The 16,181-nt window shown below is 70.7% G+C and carries 13 protein-coding genes; 5 read left to right on the forward strand and 8 right to left on the reverse strand.

Going from position 1 to position 16,181, the window contains the following annotated elements:
• Positions 1-2: 2 nt before the first annotated feature.
• On the reverse strand, positions 3-1,433 hold the full coding sequence (locus AB0L53_RS26875) for a WD40 repeat domain-containing protein (RefSeq protein WP_363999081.1): 1,431 nt from the start codon (positions 1,431-1,433) through the stop codon (positions 3-5).
• A 439-nt stretch (positions 1,434-1,872) separates the two neighbouring features.
• Here AB0L53_RS26875 and AB0L53_RS26880 point away from each other — a divergent pair, with 439 nt between their 5' ends.
• Positions 1,873-2,487, forward strand: a complete 615-nt coding sequence (locus tag AB0L53_RS26880; RefSeq protein ID WP_363999084.1) for a DUF4232 domain-containing protein — start codon at positions 1,873-1,875, stop codon at positions 2,485-2,487.
• Here the strand turns inward: AB0L53_RS26880 and AB0L53_RS26885 are convergent.
• Both AB0L53_RS26885 and AB0L53_RS26890 read right to left on the reverse strand, forming a co-directional pair.
• A complete protein-coding gene (locus tag AB0L53_RS26885; RefSeq protein WP_363999087.1) occupies positions 2,456-2,731 on the reverse strand; it encodes a hypothetical protein in 276 nt (91 codons plus the stop codon). The two genes, AB0L53_RS26880 and AB0L53_RS26885, sit on opposite strands and share 32 nt — an antisense overlap.
• A 14-nt stretch (positions 2,732-2,745) precedes the next feature.
• Positions 2,746-3,954: an FAD-dependent monooxygenase gene (locus tag AB0L53_RS26890; RefSeq protein WP_363999090.1), complete on the reverse strand. Its 1,209-nt coding sequence runs from the start codon at positions 3,952-3,954 to the stop codon at positions 2,746-2,748.
• 114 nt (positions 3,955-4,068) lie between these two features.
• Between AB0L53_RS26890 and AB0L53_RS26895 the strand changes: the two genes are divergently transcribed.
• Positions 4,069-4,809, forward strand: a complete 741-nt coding sequence (locus AB0L53_RS26895) for a TetR/AcrR family transcriptional regulator (RefSeq protein ID WP_363999093.1) — start codon at positions 4,069-4,071, stop codon at positions 4,807-4,809.
• A 165-nt stretch (positions 4,810-4,974) separates the two neighbouring features.
• Here AB0L53_RS26895 and AB0L53_RS26900 read toward each other — a convergent pair whose 3' ends face one another.
• A complete protein-coding gene (locus tag AB0L53_RS26900) occupies positions 4,975-5,871 on the reverse strand; it encodes a hypothetical protein (RefSeq protein ID WP_363999096.1) in 897 nt (298 codons plus the stop codon).
• Positions 5,872-6,134: 263 nt separating this feature from the next.
• Entirely contained in the window at positions 6,135-6,950 is an 816-nt protein-coding gene (locus tag AB0L53_RS26905) for a thiopeptide-type bacteriocin biosynthesis protein (RefSeq protein ID WP_363999099.1), read from the reverse strand.
• 324 nt (positions 6,951-7,274) lie between these two features.
• On the opposite strand from AB0L53_RS26905, the gene AB0L53_RS26910 reads away from it, so the two are divergent.
• Together AB0L53_RS26910 and AB0L53_RS26915 are read left to right on the forward strand one after the other, a co-directional pair.
• A complete protein-coding gene (locus tag AB0L53_RS26910; RefSeq protein WP_363999102.1) occupies positions 7,275-8,120 on the forward strand; it encodes an aminoglycoside phosphotransferase family protein in 846 nt (281 codons plus the stop codon).
• A gap of 219 nt (positions 8,121-8,339) precedes the next feature.
• Positions 8,340-8,864: a hypothetical protein gene (locus AB0L53_RS26915; RefSeq protein ID WP_363999105.1), complete on the forward strand. Its 525-nt coding sequence runs from the start codon at positions 8,340-8,342 to the stop codon at positions 8,862-8,864.
• 43 nt (positions 8,865-8,907) lie between these two features.
• Here AB0L53_RS26915 and AB0L53_RS26920 read toward each other — a convergent pair whose 3' ends face one another.
• On the reverse strand, positions 8,908-12,804 hold the full coding sequence (locus AB0L53_RS26920) for a helix-turn-helix domain-containing protein (RefSeq protein ID WP_363999108.1): 3,897 nt from the start codon (positions 12,802-12,804) through the stop codon (positions 8,908-8,910).
• Between the two features lie 239 nt (positions 12,805-13,043).
• On the opposite strand from AB0L53_RS26920, the gene AB0L53_RS26925 reads away from it, so the two are divergent.
• A complete protein-coding gene (locus AB0L53_RS26925) occupies positions 13,044-13,433 on the forward strand; it encodes a hypothetical protein (protein WP_363999111.1) in 390 nt (129 codons plus the stop codon).
• Here AB0L53_RS26925 and AB0L53_RS26930 read toward each other — a convergent pair.
• Positions 13,430-14,890, reverse strand: a complete 1,461-nt coding sequence (locus AB0L53_RS26930; protein ID WP_363999114.1) for a High-affinity nickel-transporter — start codon at positions 14,888-14,890, stop codon at positions 13,430-13,432. The genes AB0L53_RS26925 and AB0L53_RS26930 overlap by 4 nt on opposite strands.
• On the reverse strand, positions 14,887-16,092 hold the full coding sequence (locus tag AB0L53_RS26935; protein WP_363999117.1) for a tetratricopeptide repeat protein: 1,206 nt from the start codon (positions 16,090-16,092) through the stop codon (positions 14,887-14,889). Before AB0L53_RS26935 ends, AB0L53_RS26930 begins: the two co-directional genes overlap by 4 nt.
• Between the last annotated feature and the right edge of the window lie 89 nt (positions 16,093-16,181).

Below are 16,181 nucleotides of genomic sequence, written 5' to 3' on the forward strand. Positions count from 1 at the left end.
GCTCACTTCCCTGACCTGCCGCCAAGAGGACATATGGCAAACGGCCTCTTGCCCAGTACGTCGGGAGGTGACTCGGTACTTACGGACTCCCAAAAACCCGGCACGGGCGGAAGGGGCGGAGACTCTCTACAAGCGTCCTCCATGAAACCCTTGCGCAGGTTGGGCAGTAGCCACGAATAGGCACCTCCCGTTCTCGTCCCCACGGCTAATGTTCTTCCGTCCTTGCTCATGGCCACCAGCCAGCTCTCGGACTCGGGCGTTCTGAGCGTTGCCAAGCTGACCGGGCGGTAGCCGTCCTTCAGCCCCCACACGATAACTGGGTCAGAACTCGCCGGACCGCTTGGCTCATCATCCACTGTGACAGCAATAGATCCGTCATAGGAGATTGCCACCGGAGTCGCCCATTCGGGGATAATAGACAAATCACCCAGATGAGTTGGCGACTGCGGATTGGTCGTATCCCACACTCCTCGTCCGATTATCGCCCTCTTGCCATCTGCGCTAAGCGCGCCACTGCTCCATTCGCGCACCTCCGGCTCGAGTGTCGCGCTTTTGAGCTCCGCAAGCTTGGTGGGCCGGCTCGGATCAGTCATGGACCAGAAAATTGCAGAATCATCGCTGACAGTAAGCAGCGTTTTACCATCGGATGTCCCGGATAAAATGCGAACTCCAGACGCATGTTCTTGCCTGCGCGCCAGCTGCCTTGGCTTCCGTCCGGCACCCAGATTCCAGATCTCAATGGAACCGTCCTCGAACCCTGCGAACAGGGTCGTGCCGTCAGCGGTCAACGACAACTCGAGAAGCTGTTCGCGGTAGTCACCTTTACGCACGGGCGTCCTGGACGGCCTATCAGGATCGCCCAGATCCCACACATCGATGCCGCCGCTCACGTCTTCGCCTGTTACCGCCCTCCGCCCATCCGAGGACAGGGCTATCGGCCCAGACCCAGCACCAAGGGTGCCCGTTCTGGTGGCCTGAAGATTCTCTCTGCCTGACTCAGGACCCTTTCCCTGGAGTTGCCAAATTCCGTAGCCCTCCTGGGCGTTAGAGATAAGCGCCGTTCTGCCGTCGGCAGCCAACGCGACATCGACAATGGTCGCACTGCCCGGAAATAGGCCACGACGCTCTATGGCGAGCGTATCCGCAAGTGCAGATGTAGTGTAATCATCCGAGTGGATCCCCACGGCAACGTAGCCTAATAGCTTTGCGGCATACCAATCGTGATCGCGTTGTTCGATGCCGTCGAGGGCAATCGCCCGTGCTTGGGAGACCAGCAAATCTTGCTGGTGCACATATATGGGCACGGCCGCCACCAGCGCAACACATACCAAACCGATGACGACGCGAAGCCACAGCGAGCGGCCTCGCCCTTCCCATGGAGATGGTTCGTTGCCAGTACTTGGACTCGACGGGTGTTCGCTGAAAGTCTCCATCAGATCAAAGCTATCTCCCTAGGGGGCTTCATGAGAGACCGCGCGAATACCAGCGAGCCGGCTGTCGTTCGCCGCTTGTGCTGATCCAGTGACAGTCGGGGAGGATTCCCATGTCAGCGGCGGCGGAGTGTTCAGCCCTTTCGTGGCCGGCTCGTCCACCACCTCGCGCGGTGTCTCTAGCGGAAGCGAACCCGCGGGCCGCTTGCTGTCGTCACGAGTCTTGCCCTCGCCCTGCGGCTGAGTGGCGGCCGGGCCGGCGAGGTGCGGCAGTTTTTCCGCGGACCCGGAATCCTGGACTGGAACACCGCTGACGGAGCCTGAAGATGGAGAACCGGGGAATCTGACAGAGAGGGCATCGCCAAGGTGGTTGGCGTCGAACGGCAACGATTGCCATCCCACCCGGCGGTCCTTTCCTCGGCGGTCCGGCAAGATGGGGCCGATGACCGTCATGTCCGCCGTCCGGGCGTTCTCCCTTATTGCGCTCTGCCTCGCCGGCTGCGGCGTAGACGGGCCAGGCGCCGCGCCGGTCGGCCCGCACCACCCCACGACTGCACCGCGGCCGACGTCGTGGTCCCCTTCCCCCACGCCGTCCTGCCCCGGCTCGGGGACGTCGTTGACCGCCGAGGAGCCGAACGCCGCCATGGGGCTCCGCGTCCAGACCGTGACCCTCACCAACTGCGGCAACAAGATACGCAGCGTCCACGGCTACCCCCGCGTCCGCCTCTTGGACAAGGCCGGCGAGCCACTCGACATCGAGATCGACAGAGGTGCACGACAGGTCACGACCGCGGTCAAGGACCCCGGCTCCAGAATCCTGTCCCTCCGCCCGGGCCGCTCCGCCCGCTTCACCCTGGTGTGGCGCAACACGTACGGTGGCACCAATCACCCACCCGCGCTCGGCACCACCCTCGTGGTCGGCGGCCACCGCGTCCCCGGCAACTTCGACCTCGGCTCGACCGGCCGCCTGGGCGTTACCGCTTGGGAACCGGCGAGTAGCCCCCGAACCCCTGAAGGGGGGCGCATCATCGACGTTCCCTGGCCAACCGCGAGGTGACGCTCCGACGTCGACCATGACCGAGGAGCTGCTTGGCGCGCATGTTCACGGTGTGCTTGGGTTCCAGCCCTGTGTTCAGCATCCGGCAGATGTCCTTGGCGCGCAGCCCGTCCGGTGCTTGCTCTACGATCGCCAGGATCTGCTGGTAGGCGGGCGGGAGCGAGGTCGCCTCGGGGCTGGATTCGGGCAGGTCGCCGGTCATTTCCAGGATCGTGTCGCGGGTGATGCGCAGCCGGGACAGCACCTGTTCGGCCGCGCTCAGCTGCGCGGCACCTCTTGGAGTGGTTCGTCCCAGTCGATGTGGTGTTCGTAGATCCATCGGCTGGGGTCGTTGCCGGTGCGGGCCATCTGTTTCATGGCCAGGCTCATGATCAGGTCACGCGGCACCCGGGCGACGGGACCGAGCGTCTTCCAGCCGCCGGTGCGATTGCCCTGCGCGACGACGCGTTCCACGCGCTCGCGCCGTAGCCGTTCGTAGGCGGCGAACGCGGTGGCGATGTCCGGGCTGTCCCGCAGGCACTTGGCCAGCACGACGGTGTCCTCGATGGCCATGGCCGCGCCCTGCCCGATCGAGGGAGCGGTCGCGTGGGCCGCGTCGCCGATGATGACCATCCGGTCGCCGTGCCACTTCGGTACGGTCGGCACGTCGTAGGTGCTCCAGCCCGCGAAGATCTCGCCGGTCGCCGCGATGATGTCCGCGGCGGGCCCGCGATCGTGCCGGAACATGTCGATCAGCCGGGACCGCCACTGTTCGGGGGTGATCGCGGCCAGTTCTGCGGGGGTGGGCTCGGCGGCCTGGGCCGGATTCGCCGCCCACCACACCTCGCCGCTCGGATGCGTCGTGTGGGTGAAGAAGCAGCGCTTGCCGAAGATCGCGTTCATTGTGCCCGTCTCGCCGCCGGTGGAGACGCCGCGGGCGTAGCCGCCCGTGTTGAGCAGCCCGCCGTAGCGTGCGTCCGGCGCGTGCGGGTCGATGATCTCGCGGGTACGTGACCGCAGGCCGTCCGCGCCGATGAGCAGGTCGCCGCGGACCGAGGTGCCGTCGGCGAACCTCGCCAGCACCCCGTCGCCGGCGCTCTCGGCGTCGAGGAGCCGCTTGCCGTACTCGATGTGTACGCCGGACCGGACGGCCCGCTCGCGGAAGGCGCGGTAGAGGTCGGCCCGCTTGACGGTCCGGCTCACCATGCCGTCCAGCAGGGCGGTGCCGTACGGCAGCTCGCCGAGTCGCCTGCCGGAGCCGTTGGTGAACACGATGCGCGGCGTGTCGAAGCCGACGTCGCCGAGGTCGACGTCGAGGGCGCGCAAGGCGTCGAGCGCGTTCACCGCGAGCGTCAGGAAGGCACCCGTGTGGTCCGCGGTCCGGTCGTACGCCTCATAGACGACCGGCGTGATCCCCACCTTGCGCAGGGCGACCGCGCATAACGAGCCCGCTATCCCACCGCCGATGATCAATGCTGTGTATGTCATACACCGAGTGTATGACATACACTTGGCGGGAGCGCAAGCGTGCGGCCCAGCTCGTCGGCGTCGGCGTCGGACGGACGTCGCGAAAGGCGAGGGCGATGCGCGAAGGTGAGGACCATGAACGACAAGCTGCCGCCGGGGCTCGACCTGCTCTGGGGAAGACTCGACGAGCCGGCGCCTGAACCCAGGCAGGGGCTCAGCCCGCCGCGCATCGCCCGCGCGGCGGTCGAGTTGGCCGACGCCGGCGGCCTCGACGCCGTGTCGATGGCCAGGGTCGCCGAGCGGCTGGGCTTCACCACGATGTCGCTCTACCGGCACGTCAAGAGCAAGAGCGAGGTGCTGCTGCTGATGCTGGACGCGGTCACGGCCGTGCCCGCCGAGCTCGACGAGCCCTGCGACGACTGGCGGGTCGGCCTGGAGCGCTGGTGCGCGGCGCAGTGGGTGATGCTGCGCGCCCATACCTGGATCGTGCACGTGCCCATCACCGGGCCACCGATCACCCCCAACCAGCTGGCGTGGACCGATCGCGCCCTGGCCGCGTTGCGCGATACCGGGCTGAGCGAAGCGGAAAAGGCCGGTGTGGTCCTGCTGGTCGCCAGCTACATGCTCACCACCGCGCGGATGGGCGCCGAGATCGGGCCGGCCGCCTCGGGGGAGTCGATTGCCGCATACAGCACGCTACTCGGCGATCTCGTCGACGCGCGGCGTTTTCCCGCCCTGCGTGCGGCGGTCGACGCGGGTGCCTACGACTATCCACCGGACACCGCCGAGGAGAAGCGGGGCTTCGACTACTCCTTCGGCCTCGCCCGGATCCTGGACGGCGTGGAGACCCTGATCCAGAGACGAGCGCGAGGCTAGAGAGCGATCGTCGAGCGGAGGGCCAGGCCCGCGCTCGGCAGCAGCCCCACCACCAGTGCGACGACGGTGCTGAAGCCTGTCGGAGCGTCCCGCCGGGTGCCATCCCTCAGAGGGTGTCTTCGATTCCCGTAAGGGGGGAATTGGGACACTTGACACCCGGGGCCCTCAGGGTGCGAGATGCTCCCTGAGACCCGGCGGCCATGCCTCGAGTTCCCGGCCCACCAGCAGCTCAGCGTGCTCAGGCGGCCCTTCGACCCGGAACAGCACGATCCGCCCCTCCGGCTCGGGTGCGGCCACAACGCGGTGCGCGATCTTCGTCGGGTCGAACGGGAAGTCCCAGTGCGCCAGGCGACCGTACACCCGGCCGTCGGCCACCAGCTCGGACTGCCGCACCCACCGGATTCGCGAGCTGCCCACCGCCGCGCGAAGCAGGAAGCTCCCCGGGTGCGGCCACCCCGCATCGGACTCGTCCGCGATCACAGCCGATCCGGACCGCAGTCGCAGCGGCTGTGTGGTGGCCTCGGTCAGCGCCGCCAGCAAAGATTCGTCCGCCACCGTGAGCCGACCGAGCAGCAGGGCCGCGTCCACGGCGTCGACGTCGCCGTACACGTCATAGAACGAACCCGCGATGCCCCTTGCGAGCGCAGGATGCAGCGCCGGGACCTCGGCCGCCTCCTGGAACACCTGATGCTTGGCGTCCCAGGGCACCGGACCGGCGCCGCTGATCAGGCGATCCCAGTGGGACCGCGGCAACTGAAGGGTCAGCGCCGTGAAGACCTGCGATGCCTCAGGCGATTCGAAGTAGTCGACCCACAGCCCGTACTCGGCCGAATCGGCCACCGGGCCCGGACCGTACATCAGCATCGCGGCGAATTGGCGCACGATCCAGTCCTGCAGCGCGTGGTCACCTTGCGACCAGCACATTCGCAGGTACATCAAAATCCCATAGGAAGGGAACCTCTGATGCAACAGGACCCAGTCGGCGGCGATCTCGGCATCGGTCCCGAAGAGATTCAGCCCGTGCGGGTCGAACTCGCTAGGGGCGTCCGTGGTCGCCAGCACGGCATTCACATCAGCGTCGACCCCTCGCCGATCCAGCCCAATGCTCGCGAGTTCCCGATCCCACTCGGGGGACCCGATCCGCGGCGGGGGCGATGTCGGCTCTGACACCCACCAACCCTAAGGAACCGGTGGACGCGGGGGCAAAGCGGAGGGGCAAGGAGGCGCCGACGCGGTTTGGGCCGCCTTCGAAAACGGGCCCTTCATCAAGCTCTGTGCTCCGGCGGGAGGGGTGGTAGCTACGTTCAGCCCCTCGAAAAGGGTGATCACTTCCCTGAAGGGAGGAGGGCTTCACGTGCGGCACGACTGAGAATGCCTTGCGTGGTGGCGGGCAAGCCGAGACGATTCCAATGGAAGATCACCAGGTGGGTGAGGACGTGGCGGACGCCCCGGTCCAGATGGTCGGCGGACGCGGCTTCACGGAGGGACCGCCCCGCATTGCGGAAGACGGCTGCCCAGGGCGCGGCGAAGGCGCCCGGCCCATCCGGGGCGATCGAGCCGGTGGGGGAGGCGACGAGGGGGCGGATCCGCTCGGCCAGGTCCTTCAAGCTGGTGGAGGGAGCGTCGGCGGGAAGGGGGCGAAGTTCCGCGATGCGGTTCCACGCGTCTCCGCGCTCGAACCGATCCAGTCCGGTCGCGCTCAACAGGGTGGCGCTCAGAAGCATCGACACCTCTTTGCGGCCGACGTCCGGCGGGCGCTGCCGCAGGTAGGCGAGGATGTGGCTGCTGTCGGCGCTGAACAGGGCGTGGGCGATCTCGGTTCCGACCGGGCCGCCGAACGAGGCGGTCTCCGGCTCGTAGATGGTCGGCCACCAGCGGGTGAGCACCCCGGACACGGTCAGGTCGTTCAGCGCGGCGTTGACGGCGGCCTTCACTTCGGGGACGAGGCCGCCGAGCGGGCGTAGCCGGAGCCGCCAGCATGGATGCTTGCGGATGAACCACCACTCGCTGATCAGCTTGCGCTCGCACAGGCGATCCAGGCGCGGGCTGAGGTGGGTCACGGCGGCCTGCTCGGCGCTCTCCCACTCGGCGAACTGGACGCGGATGCTGTACCAGCCGTGATCAGCCGTGCGGGCTTCCAACGCCTGGTATCCGGCGGCCTGGTAGGCGTCGACTGCGTCGGCGAGAGTCTCGGTGCGGGCGCTGCCGCGCTTTGCCGGTGCGGTCCAGGTGGCGGCGCAGCAGCGCCAGGTGCGCGCCCTCGGTCATCGCGCGGCGGATCTGACGAGGCCGGAAGGCGTTCGAGTTCTCGCACAACGCGGTGAGCACGCTAGCCAGATCAGGGCTGGCGATCGTGACGGCGTCGCCTACCCCCGGCGTCGGCCAGACCTCGCAGATCCATTCGGCAGCGTCGCGAGCATCGTCCCCGGTGAGGTCGGGCCATGGCGGCAGAGACAAGTCTCCGCATGCCGATGGACGAGGCCAGGCTGCTGCGCCGGCATAGCAACGCTCTCTTCGTCATCCCGGGCCTGGATGTGCTGATCAGGATCGCGACCAATCCTGATGCGCTTGGCCAAATCAGATCTTCCGTGAAGGTGACCCACTGGCTCGCAGAACGCGACTTTCCGTGCGTTGTCCCGGCTGAAGTCGAAGGTCAACCTTACGTTATCCGCGACCACGTCGTGTCTTTCTGGCGTTACGTGGAAGCGGTGCCCGCGCCAGCTCCGAGTAGCAAGGAACTGGGTGACATTCTGCGCCGCCTTCATGCGCAGCCGCTGTCTGTCGGTGTCGGCCGGTTCGCAGACCCGTTGGGCAGCGTCACCCAGGCCGTTGAAGCCGCCCCTGATGAGGTATCTCAGAATCACCGTGATTGGCTCGCGAACCGGATCGCTCAGCTTCGCCGGGCATGGGCCGAAGTGGAGTTTCCACATCCGCCGGGCCTGATCCACGGCGACGCTCACCCGAACAACCAGCTGCGGGACTCGTCGGGTCGAGTGGTTCTGGGGGATTGGGATCATGTTGCTGCCGGACCGCCCGAGTGGGATCTCATGCAGATCCACTACATGCATAGGCGGTTCGGTCACGTCTCGGCCGGGCAACTCGACGAGTTCGCGGACGCGTACGGCTGGGACATCCGCGAATGGCCCGGCCTGGACCTCCTGATCGCCATCCGCGAGCTCAACGGCCTCAGCCCGTACATCCGCACAGCATCGGCGAAAGAGTTCTCCCGTAAGGAGCTTGCTCACCGCGTGGACTCGCTGCAAGCGGGCGACACGGCAGCCCGGTGGTCGTCGCCTCCGAAGGGATCATGAGAGCCCCTGAGAGAGGCGGGCAGCGGCCTTCCTCCCGTCACCGGCCATCGGTAGGGCAGACCGGCCGCCGCGCGGCCCAGGACGCCCCGGTGCCTGTACGGGCTTGTACGGATGATTCGGCCAGGGCTTCACCGGCCACCGCGTTCTCGTCAGCGTGGTTCCGGCAACCACCTGTCGCGGAGCGCATGGGGCTTCGCGCGAGCAGAGAGGGGAACCCCGTTGTCCAGACTCGTCAAGGTCGCGTCCGCCGCGGTGGCGCTGTCCGGAGTTCTCGCGCTGACGGTCACGGCGGCGCAGGCCGTGGCCAGCTCCCAAACGGGCACACAGACCAGCGCGCAGTATTTCACCGGCGAGAGCGGCCCCTGGACCGCCCAGACCATCGGCGCCTGGGGGAACATCCCGACGGCGTCCGTCAACATCACCGTGCCCACGGGGACGACGCGGTTCGTCGACGCCCGCTTCACCGCCGAGTCCGTCTGCGCCGGCACCGCCGGCGCATGGTGTTCCGCGCGCATCGTCGTGGTCAACTCCGCCGGGACGACCACCGAGCTGCAGCCGGTCGCGGGCACGGACTACAAGTTCGACAGCCCCGACGGCGCCGAGGAGGCGCACGCCCTCGAGCGTTTCTCCCCCTCCCTGGGCCCCGGCACCTACACGGTCCGGGTGCAGGCCCTGCGCATCTCGGGCATCAGTCAGTTCATCCTGGACGACTACGCGTTCACGGTCGGTCTCGTCGAGCCCTGAGGCGGGCTGGGAAGCTTCCGGGACATGACCCCGTTCGCCCCGGTCACGGGCAGGGGGGACGGTAGGGCAGGCCGGGCATGCGGCGGGCCCATTCCGCCGGGCTGATCACAGGGTAGGCGAGCGCGCATGCCTGCCGGGCGGCGCGGCCGACGTCGGTCTCCCAGAGCCGGACGGTCGCGTCGACGCCGCCGGTGGCCAGCGTGCGGCCGTCCGGGCTGAACGCGGCGGCGTACACCCGGTCAGTGTGGCCGCTCAGCGTGACCGTGGCGTCCGGCTGGCCGGCGCGTGTGAGGTCCCACAGGCGCACTGTGCCGTCGAAGCCGGCGGAGGCCAGCAGTCGGCCCCCCGGGTGGAAGGTCACGGCGGCGACGGCGCTGGTGTGGCCGGTCAACGGCACGGGCGGCCGCCGGGCGGGCCGGGCGGCGATGTCGTGGAGCAGGACCAGGCCGTCGGCGCCCGCCGAGGACAGCCGGCGGCCGTCCGGGCTGAACGCCACGTCGTTGACGGCGTTGCGGTGGCCGGTCAGAGTGGCGGTGACGGCCGGGTGGCGGGTGTCGGTGACGTCCCACAGCCGTATGGTGCGGTCGGCGCTTCCGGTGGCCAGGGTGCGGCCGTCGGGCGAGAAGGCCACCGCGAGGATCGTGTCGCCGTGCCCGGTGACCGTCGCCAGCAGCCGCGGGTGGCGCGGATCGGCGACGTCCCACGTGCGCAGGGTGCGGTCGGCGCCCACGGTGGCCAGGGTCCGCCCGGACGGATCGAAGGCGGCCGAGTACACGTTGTCGGTGTGGGCCTTGATGGTGGAGAGCGGACCGGCGCGCCCGCCGTCGCGGGCCTGCCAGAGCCGGACGGTGAAGTCGAGGCTGGCGGTGGCGAGCACCTTGCCGTCCGGTCGCCACACCGCCCGGACGATGCCATCGGTGTGGCCGACCAGGACGGCCCGCGGCGTGGGCGGGCGCCCGGGGGCCAGGCTCCACAGTCGCGCTGTCCGGTCGGCCCCCGTGACCAGGGTGCGGGCGTCGGGGCTGATGGCGACCGTGTAGACGGTGCCGTCTTGCCCCCCGATCAGCGGTGCCCGCAGGTCCCACAGCCGGATGCTTCCGTCTCTGGAGGTGGTGGCGAGCGTTTCACCGGTGGGCTGGAACTCTGCGGTGAGGACCGTGTCGGCGTGTCCGGTCAGGGTCAGGGGAATGCTCGCGGGCCGCTGGAGGTCCCACAGCCGTACGGTCATGTCGTAGCCGCCGCTGGCGAGCCGCCGGCCGTCCGGGCTGAACGCCAGCGCCGCGACGCCGTTGGTGTGTCCGGTGAGGGTGCCGATCGGCTTCGGCTCCCGCGGGTGGGCGACGTCCCACAGCCGTACCGTGTTGTCGAAGCCGGCGGTGGCGAGCGTGCGGCCGTCCGGGCTGAACCGCGCGGCCAGGATCGCGGCGGTGTGGCCTTCGAGGTCGGCCAGGCGCCGGGGACGGCGCGGATCGGCGACGTCCCACAGACGCGCGGTGTTCCCGGGCCCGGCGGTGGCCAGGACGTCCGCGGCGGGGGCGAAGACCGCCGTGGTCATGGTGCCGGGCTCGACGGGCAGTTCGGCGGCCAGGTGCGGACGCGAGGGGTCGGACACGTCCCACAACCTCGGGACGCCGTCATGGCCCGCCGTCGCCAGGGTGCGGCCGCTCGGGCTGAACGACACGTGCCGGATGCCCTGGGAGTGGCCGGTCAGCACGGCCAGCGGGTGCGGCGCGCGCGGGTCGGCCACGTCCCACAGCCGGGCTGTGCGATCGTCACCGGCCGTGGCCAGGACGCGGCCGCCGGGGGCGAACGCCACCGCCAGCACCGCCCCAAGGTGGCCGCGGAGCACCGCCAGAGTCTGCGGACGATGCGGACGGCGCACGTCCCACAGGCGCGTTGTCTGGTCGGTGCTCGCCGTGGCCAGCAGGCGCCCGCCGGGCTGGAACGCGGCCCCGTAGACGGCGTTCTCGTGACCGGTCAGCAGGGTCGCCGGCATTCCGGCCACCGCGCTGAGCAGGCCTCCCCTGGCCTCGGCGGTGGGGAACAGCCGGTAGGCGGCCAGGGCGAGCTGCGCGGCCAGGCCCGGGTCGGTGACGCGCAGTGCGCCGCTGTCCGTCGCCGTCTTCCGCGAGAGCGCCTGGTCGCGCTGGTACGTGGCGGTGCGCTCCGCGTCGGCGGCGGCACGCTGCGCGCGTACCGCCACACCGGACGCGACCAGGGCCACCACCAGCAGGGCCGCGAGCGTGGCGACGGCCTGGTGCAACCGGCGGGTCCGCCGCCGGGACTGGCGAACGCTCGCCTCCAGGAACTCCCGCGCGTCCGCAGGGAGCCGCTCGCCATAGCCGGCGGCCCACTCCTGCGCCGCGACCAGGCGCCCGCCACGATACAGCGCGTCGGGGTCGCGATGGAGGCGTATCCAGGCCGCGGCGTCGGCGGTGAGCCGGCGCGCGACGACCAGCCCGGCACGGTCGGCGTCCACCCAGGACCGCAGTAGCGGCCAGGCGCGAAGCAGGGCCTCATGGCTGATCTCGACAGTGTCCGCGCCCGCGGTGATGAGCCGCCGCGCGACGAACCGGTCGAGGACCTCCTCCATCTCGGCCGCCTCCTCGCCGTCGCCGCCGTCGAGCAGCTCGGCCACGGTGGCCCTGCGCCGGGTGTCGGCGGCATCGGGCGCGACGTGCACCAGGTGCAGGAAGAGGCGGCGGGCCAGTTCGCGGCGGCGGCCGATGAGCCCGTCGTGGACGGCGTCCGCGCTGGCCGCCACCGCGCCCTCGATGCCGCCCACCGCGTGGTAGGCGGCCACGGTCAGGCTCCGGCCCTGACCCTGGCGCCAGGTGGTGTACAGGGCGTGCGACAGCAGCGGGAGTACGCCGACCTCGTGCGCCCCGCCGCCCGCGGCGACGCCCCCGGACGGGGCGACCTGCCGCAGCAGCAGCTCGACCAGGCCGTCCTCGATCTCGACGCCGGCGCGCCTGGCCGGCTCCACGATGGCCTCGCGCAGTTCGGCCTCCTCCATCGGGCCGACGGCGAGCTGGCCGTCCTGCGCGAGCGCGACCAACTCCGAATGCCGCAACGCCGCCGCGTAGAAGTCGGCACGCAGCCCCAGCAGCACGAGCGCGCCGCCGGGCGGCGCGGCCGCGGCACGCACGGCGGCGATGAAACCGCGCCGCTCCGCCTCGTCCCCGCACTCGGTGAACACCTCCTCGAACTGGTCCACCACCAGCACCAGCGGCCGGTCGCCGACCCCGGCCCGGCCGACGTACCGGGCGGCGGCCCCGGGATCCTCGCGGACGACCGCAGCGATCTCGCCCGCCGGCACGTCGGCCAGGGCCGCCAGCCGGGCGGCCAACTCGGCCACCGGCCGCGCACCGGGGACGGTCACGATCACCGGCCAGTGCGCGGAATCGGGCAGGGCGCCATCGCGGAGGGCCGCGACCACGCCGGCCCGCAGCAGGGAGGACTTGCCCGACCCGGAGGGCCCCACTACCAGCCGCACGCCTCCGCCCGCCGCCCTCATCCCGGCCACCTGCTCGAGCAGCCGGCCGGTCAGTGCGCGCCGTCCGAAGAACCAGCCCGCGTCCTCCGGCTGGAAGGCGGCCAGCCCCCGATACGGCTCGGGACCGGCGACGCGGCGGCCGGGAGCCCGCCGTACCCGCCGCCAGGCGGCCAGCCACGCGCCGGCCTCCGCCGGATCGGCCACCCCGCACACCTCCAGCACCCGTACCAGCAGGTCACGCGACGACGTGGACGGCAGTCCGCGGCCCGCGAACCAGTCGCCGAGGGTGCTGTGCGCGCCGTACGCGCCGGCCTTGGCCGCCACTTGCCGTACGGTCAGACCCGCCCGCTCGCGCAGCGACGAGAGCTCGCGCGCGAACTCCTGGCGGGTGGCGATCCTGCCCGGATCAGAACGGCCCGGATCGGCGTCGGCGGACTCGGACACACGGCCTCCTCTGCAGTCATGCGGCTACGCGCCATCGGCCGGCGCCACCTTTATGTCGCTGGCTGATCACAACTGGTTACAGCCGCCCTGTACGGGCTTGTACGGATGATTCGGCGGCCGTTGCGGAGCGGGGGCATGACGCCTCACGGTCGGCGTATCGGCGGCCGGTATCCGGAGCCGACCACCCTCACCCCTGATCACGGACAAGTCAGTCGAACATTCACGGAGGGTCCACGCCAATGACAGCATCGACTTCCGCTCACGGCCGGCTCGACGTGCGGCGAATGCGGCGGATACGGCGGCGAGCGGCATCGTTCATCGCATCCGCGCTGATCGTCGCGGCCGTTCTCCCTGCCGACGCGGCCCGCGCCTTCGCGGATGTCGCCGTGAACCTGCAACTGCGCGGCGCCTACGGCTCTGTGAGCATCCGCGTCAACGGATCACCGACCGGCACCTGCTCCGTCTCGAACTGCCAGTACATGGTGCCCGTCGGATCAACCGTGCGATTGACCCCCGACGGAGACATCACTTCCTGGGGGCCCGGGCCCTGCCAGCACGTGTTCGGCACCCAGCCCTGCGGCTTCGCGGCGCTGTCGAACACCAGCTTCCAGGTGGTCTTCCTCGGCTAGAGGGCGATGGCCGAGCGGAGGGCCAGGCCCGCGCCCAGCAGCATCACCATGCCGGCCGTGCCCAGCGGCGCCAGGGTGGACAGCCGGGCGGCGAGGCCCCGCCCCCGCGAGGCACGCCGTTCGAGGCGGTCGACTAGCTTGACCAGCAGCAGGCCCGTGACGGTGAGCGTCGCCGCCATGCCGAGGCCGTACGCGGTGACCAGCGCCACCCCGAACCAGGTACGCCCCAGCGCGATCGCCCCCAGCAGCACGATGAGCGCCGACGGGCTCGGCACCAGCCCGCCCGCTACCCCCATCCCCAGCAGCCCGGCCCGCGTCGAGCCCTCGTGCCCATGGCCATGGCCGTGCCCGTGGCCATGGCCATGGCCGTGCCCATGCCCGTGACCGTGCTCGTGCCCGTGTCCGGTGGCGCGGCGGGTGGACAGGAGCAGGCGCAGGCCGATGAAGGCGATCAGCACGCCGCTGGCCACCCCCAGCCACCCCAGCACCGCCTCCCCGGCCAGCGCCGTGAACGCGCTCAGCAGCAGGCCCACCACCAGCACCCCGACCGTGTGCGTAGCCGTCACCGTGGCTCCCACGACCAGGGCGTCACGCGGTCGTCCGCGCCGGCCGGCCAGGTACGCGGCCATGATCGTCTTGCCGTGTCCGGGGATCAGCGCGTGCCCGGCCCCGAGGAGCATCGCCAGGGCCACCGCCAGCAGCCCGAGCGGCACCGTGAGCGAGTCGGCGCCGATCAGGCTGGTGAACGTCCGGTCCAGCGCCGCCAGCGCGTCCCCGATCGGCCCGCCGACGCTGATCGTGCCGAGCCCGGAAGGCGTCCCGCCGGAGCCGGGGGAGCCGCCGCCGGACAGGGCGGAGGCGGCGCCGCCGACCGTGATGGTGGCCGTGCGCTGGTCGAGCGGGTTGGTCAGCAGGTCCTCGGGGTACTTGCGCAGCTCGTCGCTCACGCTGGCCGACGACACGGACGACTGGGTCAGCCGTATCCCGTCACCGACGGCGGTGATCTCGCGCCAGCCGATCCGGTCCTGCTCGAACGCGTCGGCGAACGACACCGTGCCCGACACACGGGCCTCGGCGACGAGGCGGCAGGTCAGGCGGCTGGTCTGCAGGCCGCCCTGCCCGGGCGCGTACGCGAACTCCGAACCCGACACCCGCCACGGCACCGCCGTACCAGAGATGGTGAGTCGCTGGGCGGCGGCCAGCGTGGCGCAGGTCCTGGCCGCGTAGGAGGCGTCCACGCCCGGTTTGGCCTGGAGTGTCGGCAGTTCTGCGGCGTCCACGACCGCCTTGTTCTCCACCCGGTCGGGCCGCAGACGCAGCCCGTTGTAGTGGTTGACGGTGAAGTTGCCGAGCGGATGCCTGGCCACCGTCTCCGCCCGCGCCGCTGTCGTGAACAGGACCGACACGCCCATCGACAACAGCAGGCCCACGAGCAGGCCGAGCCGGAGCACCCTCATGAGAACCTCGCCAGTGCGGGCAGGGACGGATCGAAGCCCGAGGGCACGCGCGCGGGCTTGCCGAGCGCGCGCTCGATCCGGGCGCGGTGGTAGCCGAGCAGCGGGTTGCGCCAGCCGGTCGAGGTGGCCTTCTTCGCGTACGGCAGGGCCTCGCGCGGCTTGCCCGCCTTGAACAGGGCCCAGCCGAGCGCGTCGGCGGCGACGAGGTTGGGATTGCGCGCGTACTCGCTCCTGGCATGCCGTACGGCCAGCGCCGGGTCGCCGTGATCGGCCTCGAACTCGGCCCAGGTGAGGTCGTCCCGCACCCCGGCGGCCCGCAGCAGCTTCCGCTGGGCCTCCAGCAGGGTCCAGTCCGGTTTCAGCCCCGCCTTGATCCGGGTCTCGCCCTGCTCGATCAGGTACTGGGACAGCGGCAGCCGCTCGACCACCCGCTGGTAGAGGTCGAGGGCCTCGGCCGTCCGCCCGCCGAGCGCCGCGACCCTGGCCTGTCCGGCGAGTGCGGGGGTGTAGGCCGGGTAGGCCTGGAGCGCCTTGGCGTACCAGTCGCCGGCCGCGGCCAGGTCGCCCGAATGCAGGGCCAGTTCGCCCAGGTAGTAGCGGGTGTAGGCGACGTCCGCCGGGGCGTAGGCGTCGTTCTGGGCGTACTCCAGGAACTTGCGCGCCCCCGTCCGGTCGCCCCGCAGCTCGGCCGCGTAGGAGGCGCGGGCGAACGACGCCACGCCGGGACGCAGCCCCATCATCGCGTCCACGGCCTTCGAGGCCCCGCTCAGGTCGCCGAGCTGCGTCTTCGCGTCGGCCAGCACCCCGTGCGCCGCCGCGCTGTAGGGATTGGCGCCGATGGCCCGCTGCGCCAGCCGTACCGCGTCGGAGAACTCGTGGCGGCCGGCGGCGAGCGCCGCCTGGCCGGTCAGGACCGCGTCATCGGCCGGATTCAGCCGGGTGGCGGTGGCCAGGGCGCCCTGGGCCTTGGTGTAGTACGACGGGTCGCCGGTGACCCTGGCCTGGTCGACGTACTCCAGGCCGAGCTGGGCCCAGCCGCGGTAGTCGCCGGGCAGGCGCTTCAGACGGGCCTGCAGCGTCTCCGTGAAGGTCGCGGCCTGCGTGGTTCCAGTAGAGGTCGCCGGCGGGGCGTAGACAGCGTAGGCCGTGACGGCCAGCGCGCCGGCCACGACGAGGCCACCGGCAAGGGCGAGGGATCGCATCCAAGGCTCCGGAGATCGGAAGAGGTCGGCGCAGACGGGTCGAGGGCCGGCCGGCCCTGACGGGGGACAAGGCCGGCCGGCCGGGGTCG

This window comes from Nonomuraea sp. NPDC052129, from assembly GCF_040680095.1.
GTDB lineage: Bacteria > Actinomycetota > Actinomycetes > Streptosporangiales > Streptosporangiaceae > Nonomuraea.

Coding starts and splice junctions, on each gene's coding strand:
- AB0L53_RS26875 (WP_363999081.1), bottom strand. CDS start 1,433: ATGGAGACTTTCAGCGAACACCCGTCGAGTCCAAGTACTGGCAACGAA.
- AB0L53_RS26880 (WP_363999084.1), top strand. CDS start 1,873: ATGACCGTCATGTCCGCCGTCCGGGCGTTCTCCCTTATTGCGCTCTGC.
- AB0L53_RS26890 (WP_363999090.1), bottom strand. CDS start 3,954: ATGACATACACAGCATTGATCATCGGCGGTGGGATAGCGGGCTCGTTA.
- AB0L53_RS26895 (WP_363999093.1), top strand. CDS start 4,069: ATGAACGACAAGCTGCCGCCGGGGCTCGACCTGCTCTGGGGAAGACTC.
- AB0L53_RS26910 (WP_363999102.1), top strand. CDS start 7,275: ATGCCGATGGACGAGGCCAGGCTGCTGCGCCGGCATAGCAACGCTCTC.
- AB0L53_RS26925 (WP_363999111.1), top strand. CDS start 13,044: ATGACAGCATCGACTTCCGCTCACGGCCGGCTCGACGTGCGGCGAATG.
- AB0L53_RS26930 (WP_363999114.1), bottom strand. CDS start 14,890: ATGAGGGTGCTCCGGCTCGGCCTGCTCGTGGGCCTGCTGTTGTCGATG.
- AB0L53_RS26935 (WP_363999117.1), bottom strand. CDS start 16,092: ATGCGATCCCTCGCCCTTGCCGGTGGCCTCGTCGTGGCCGGCGCGCTG.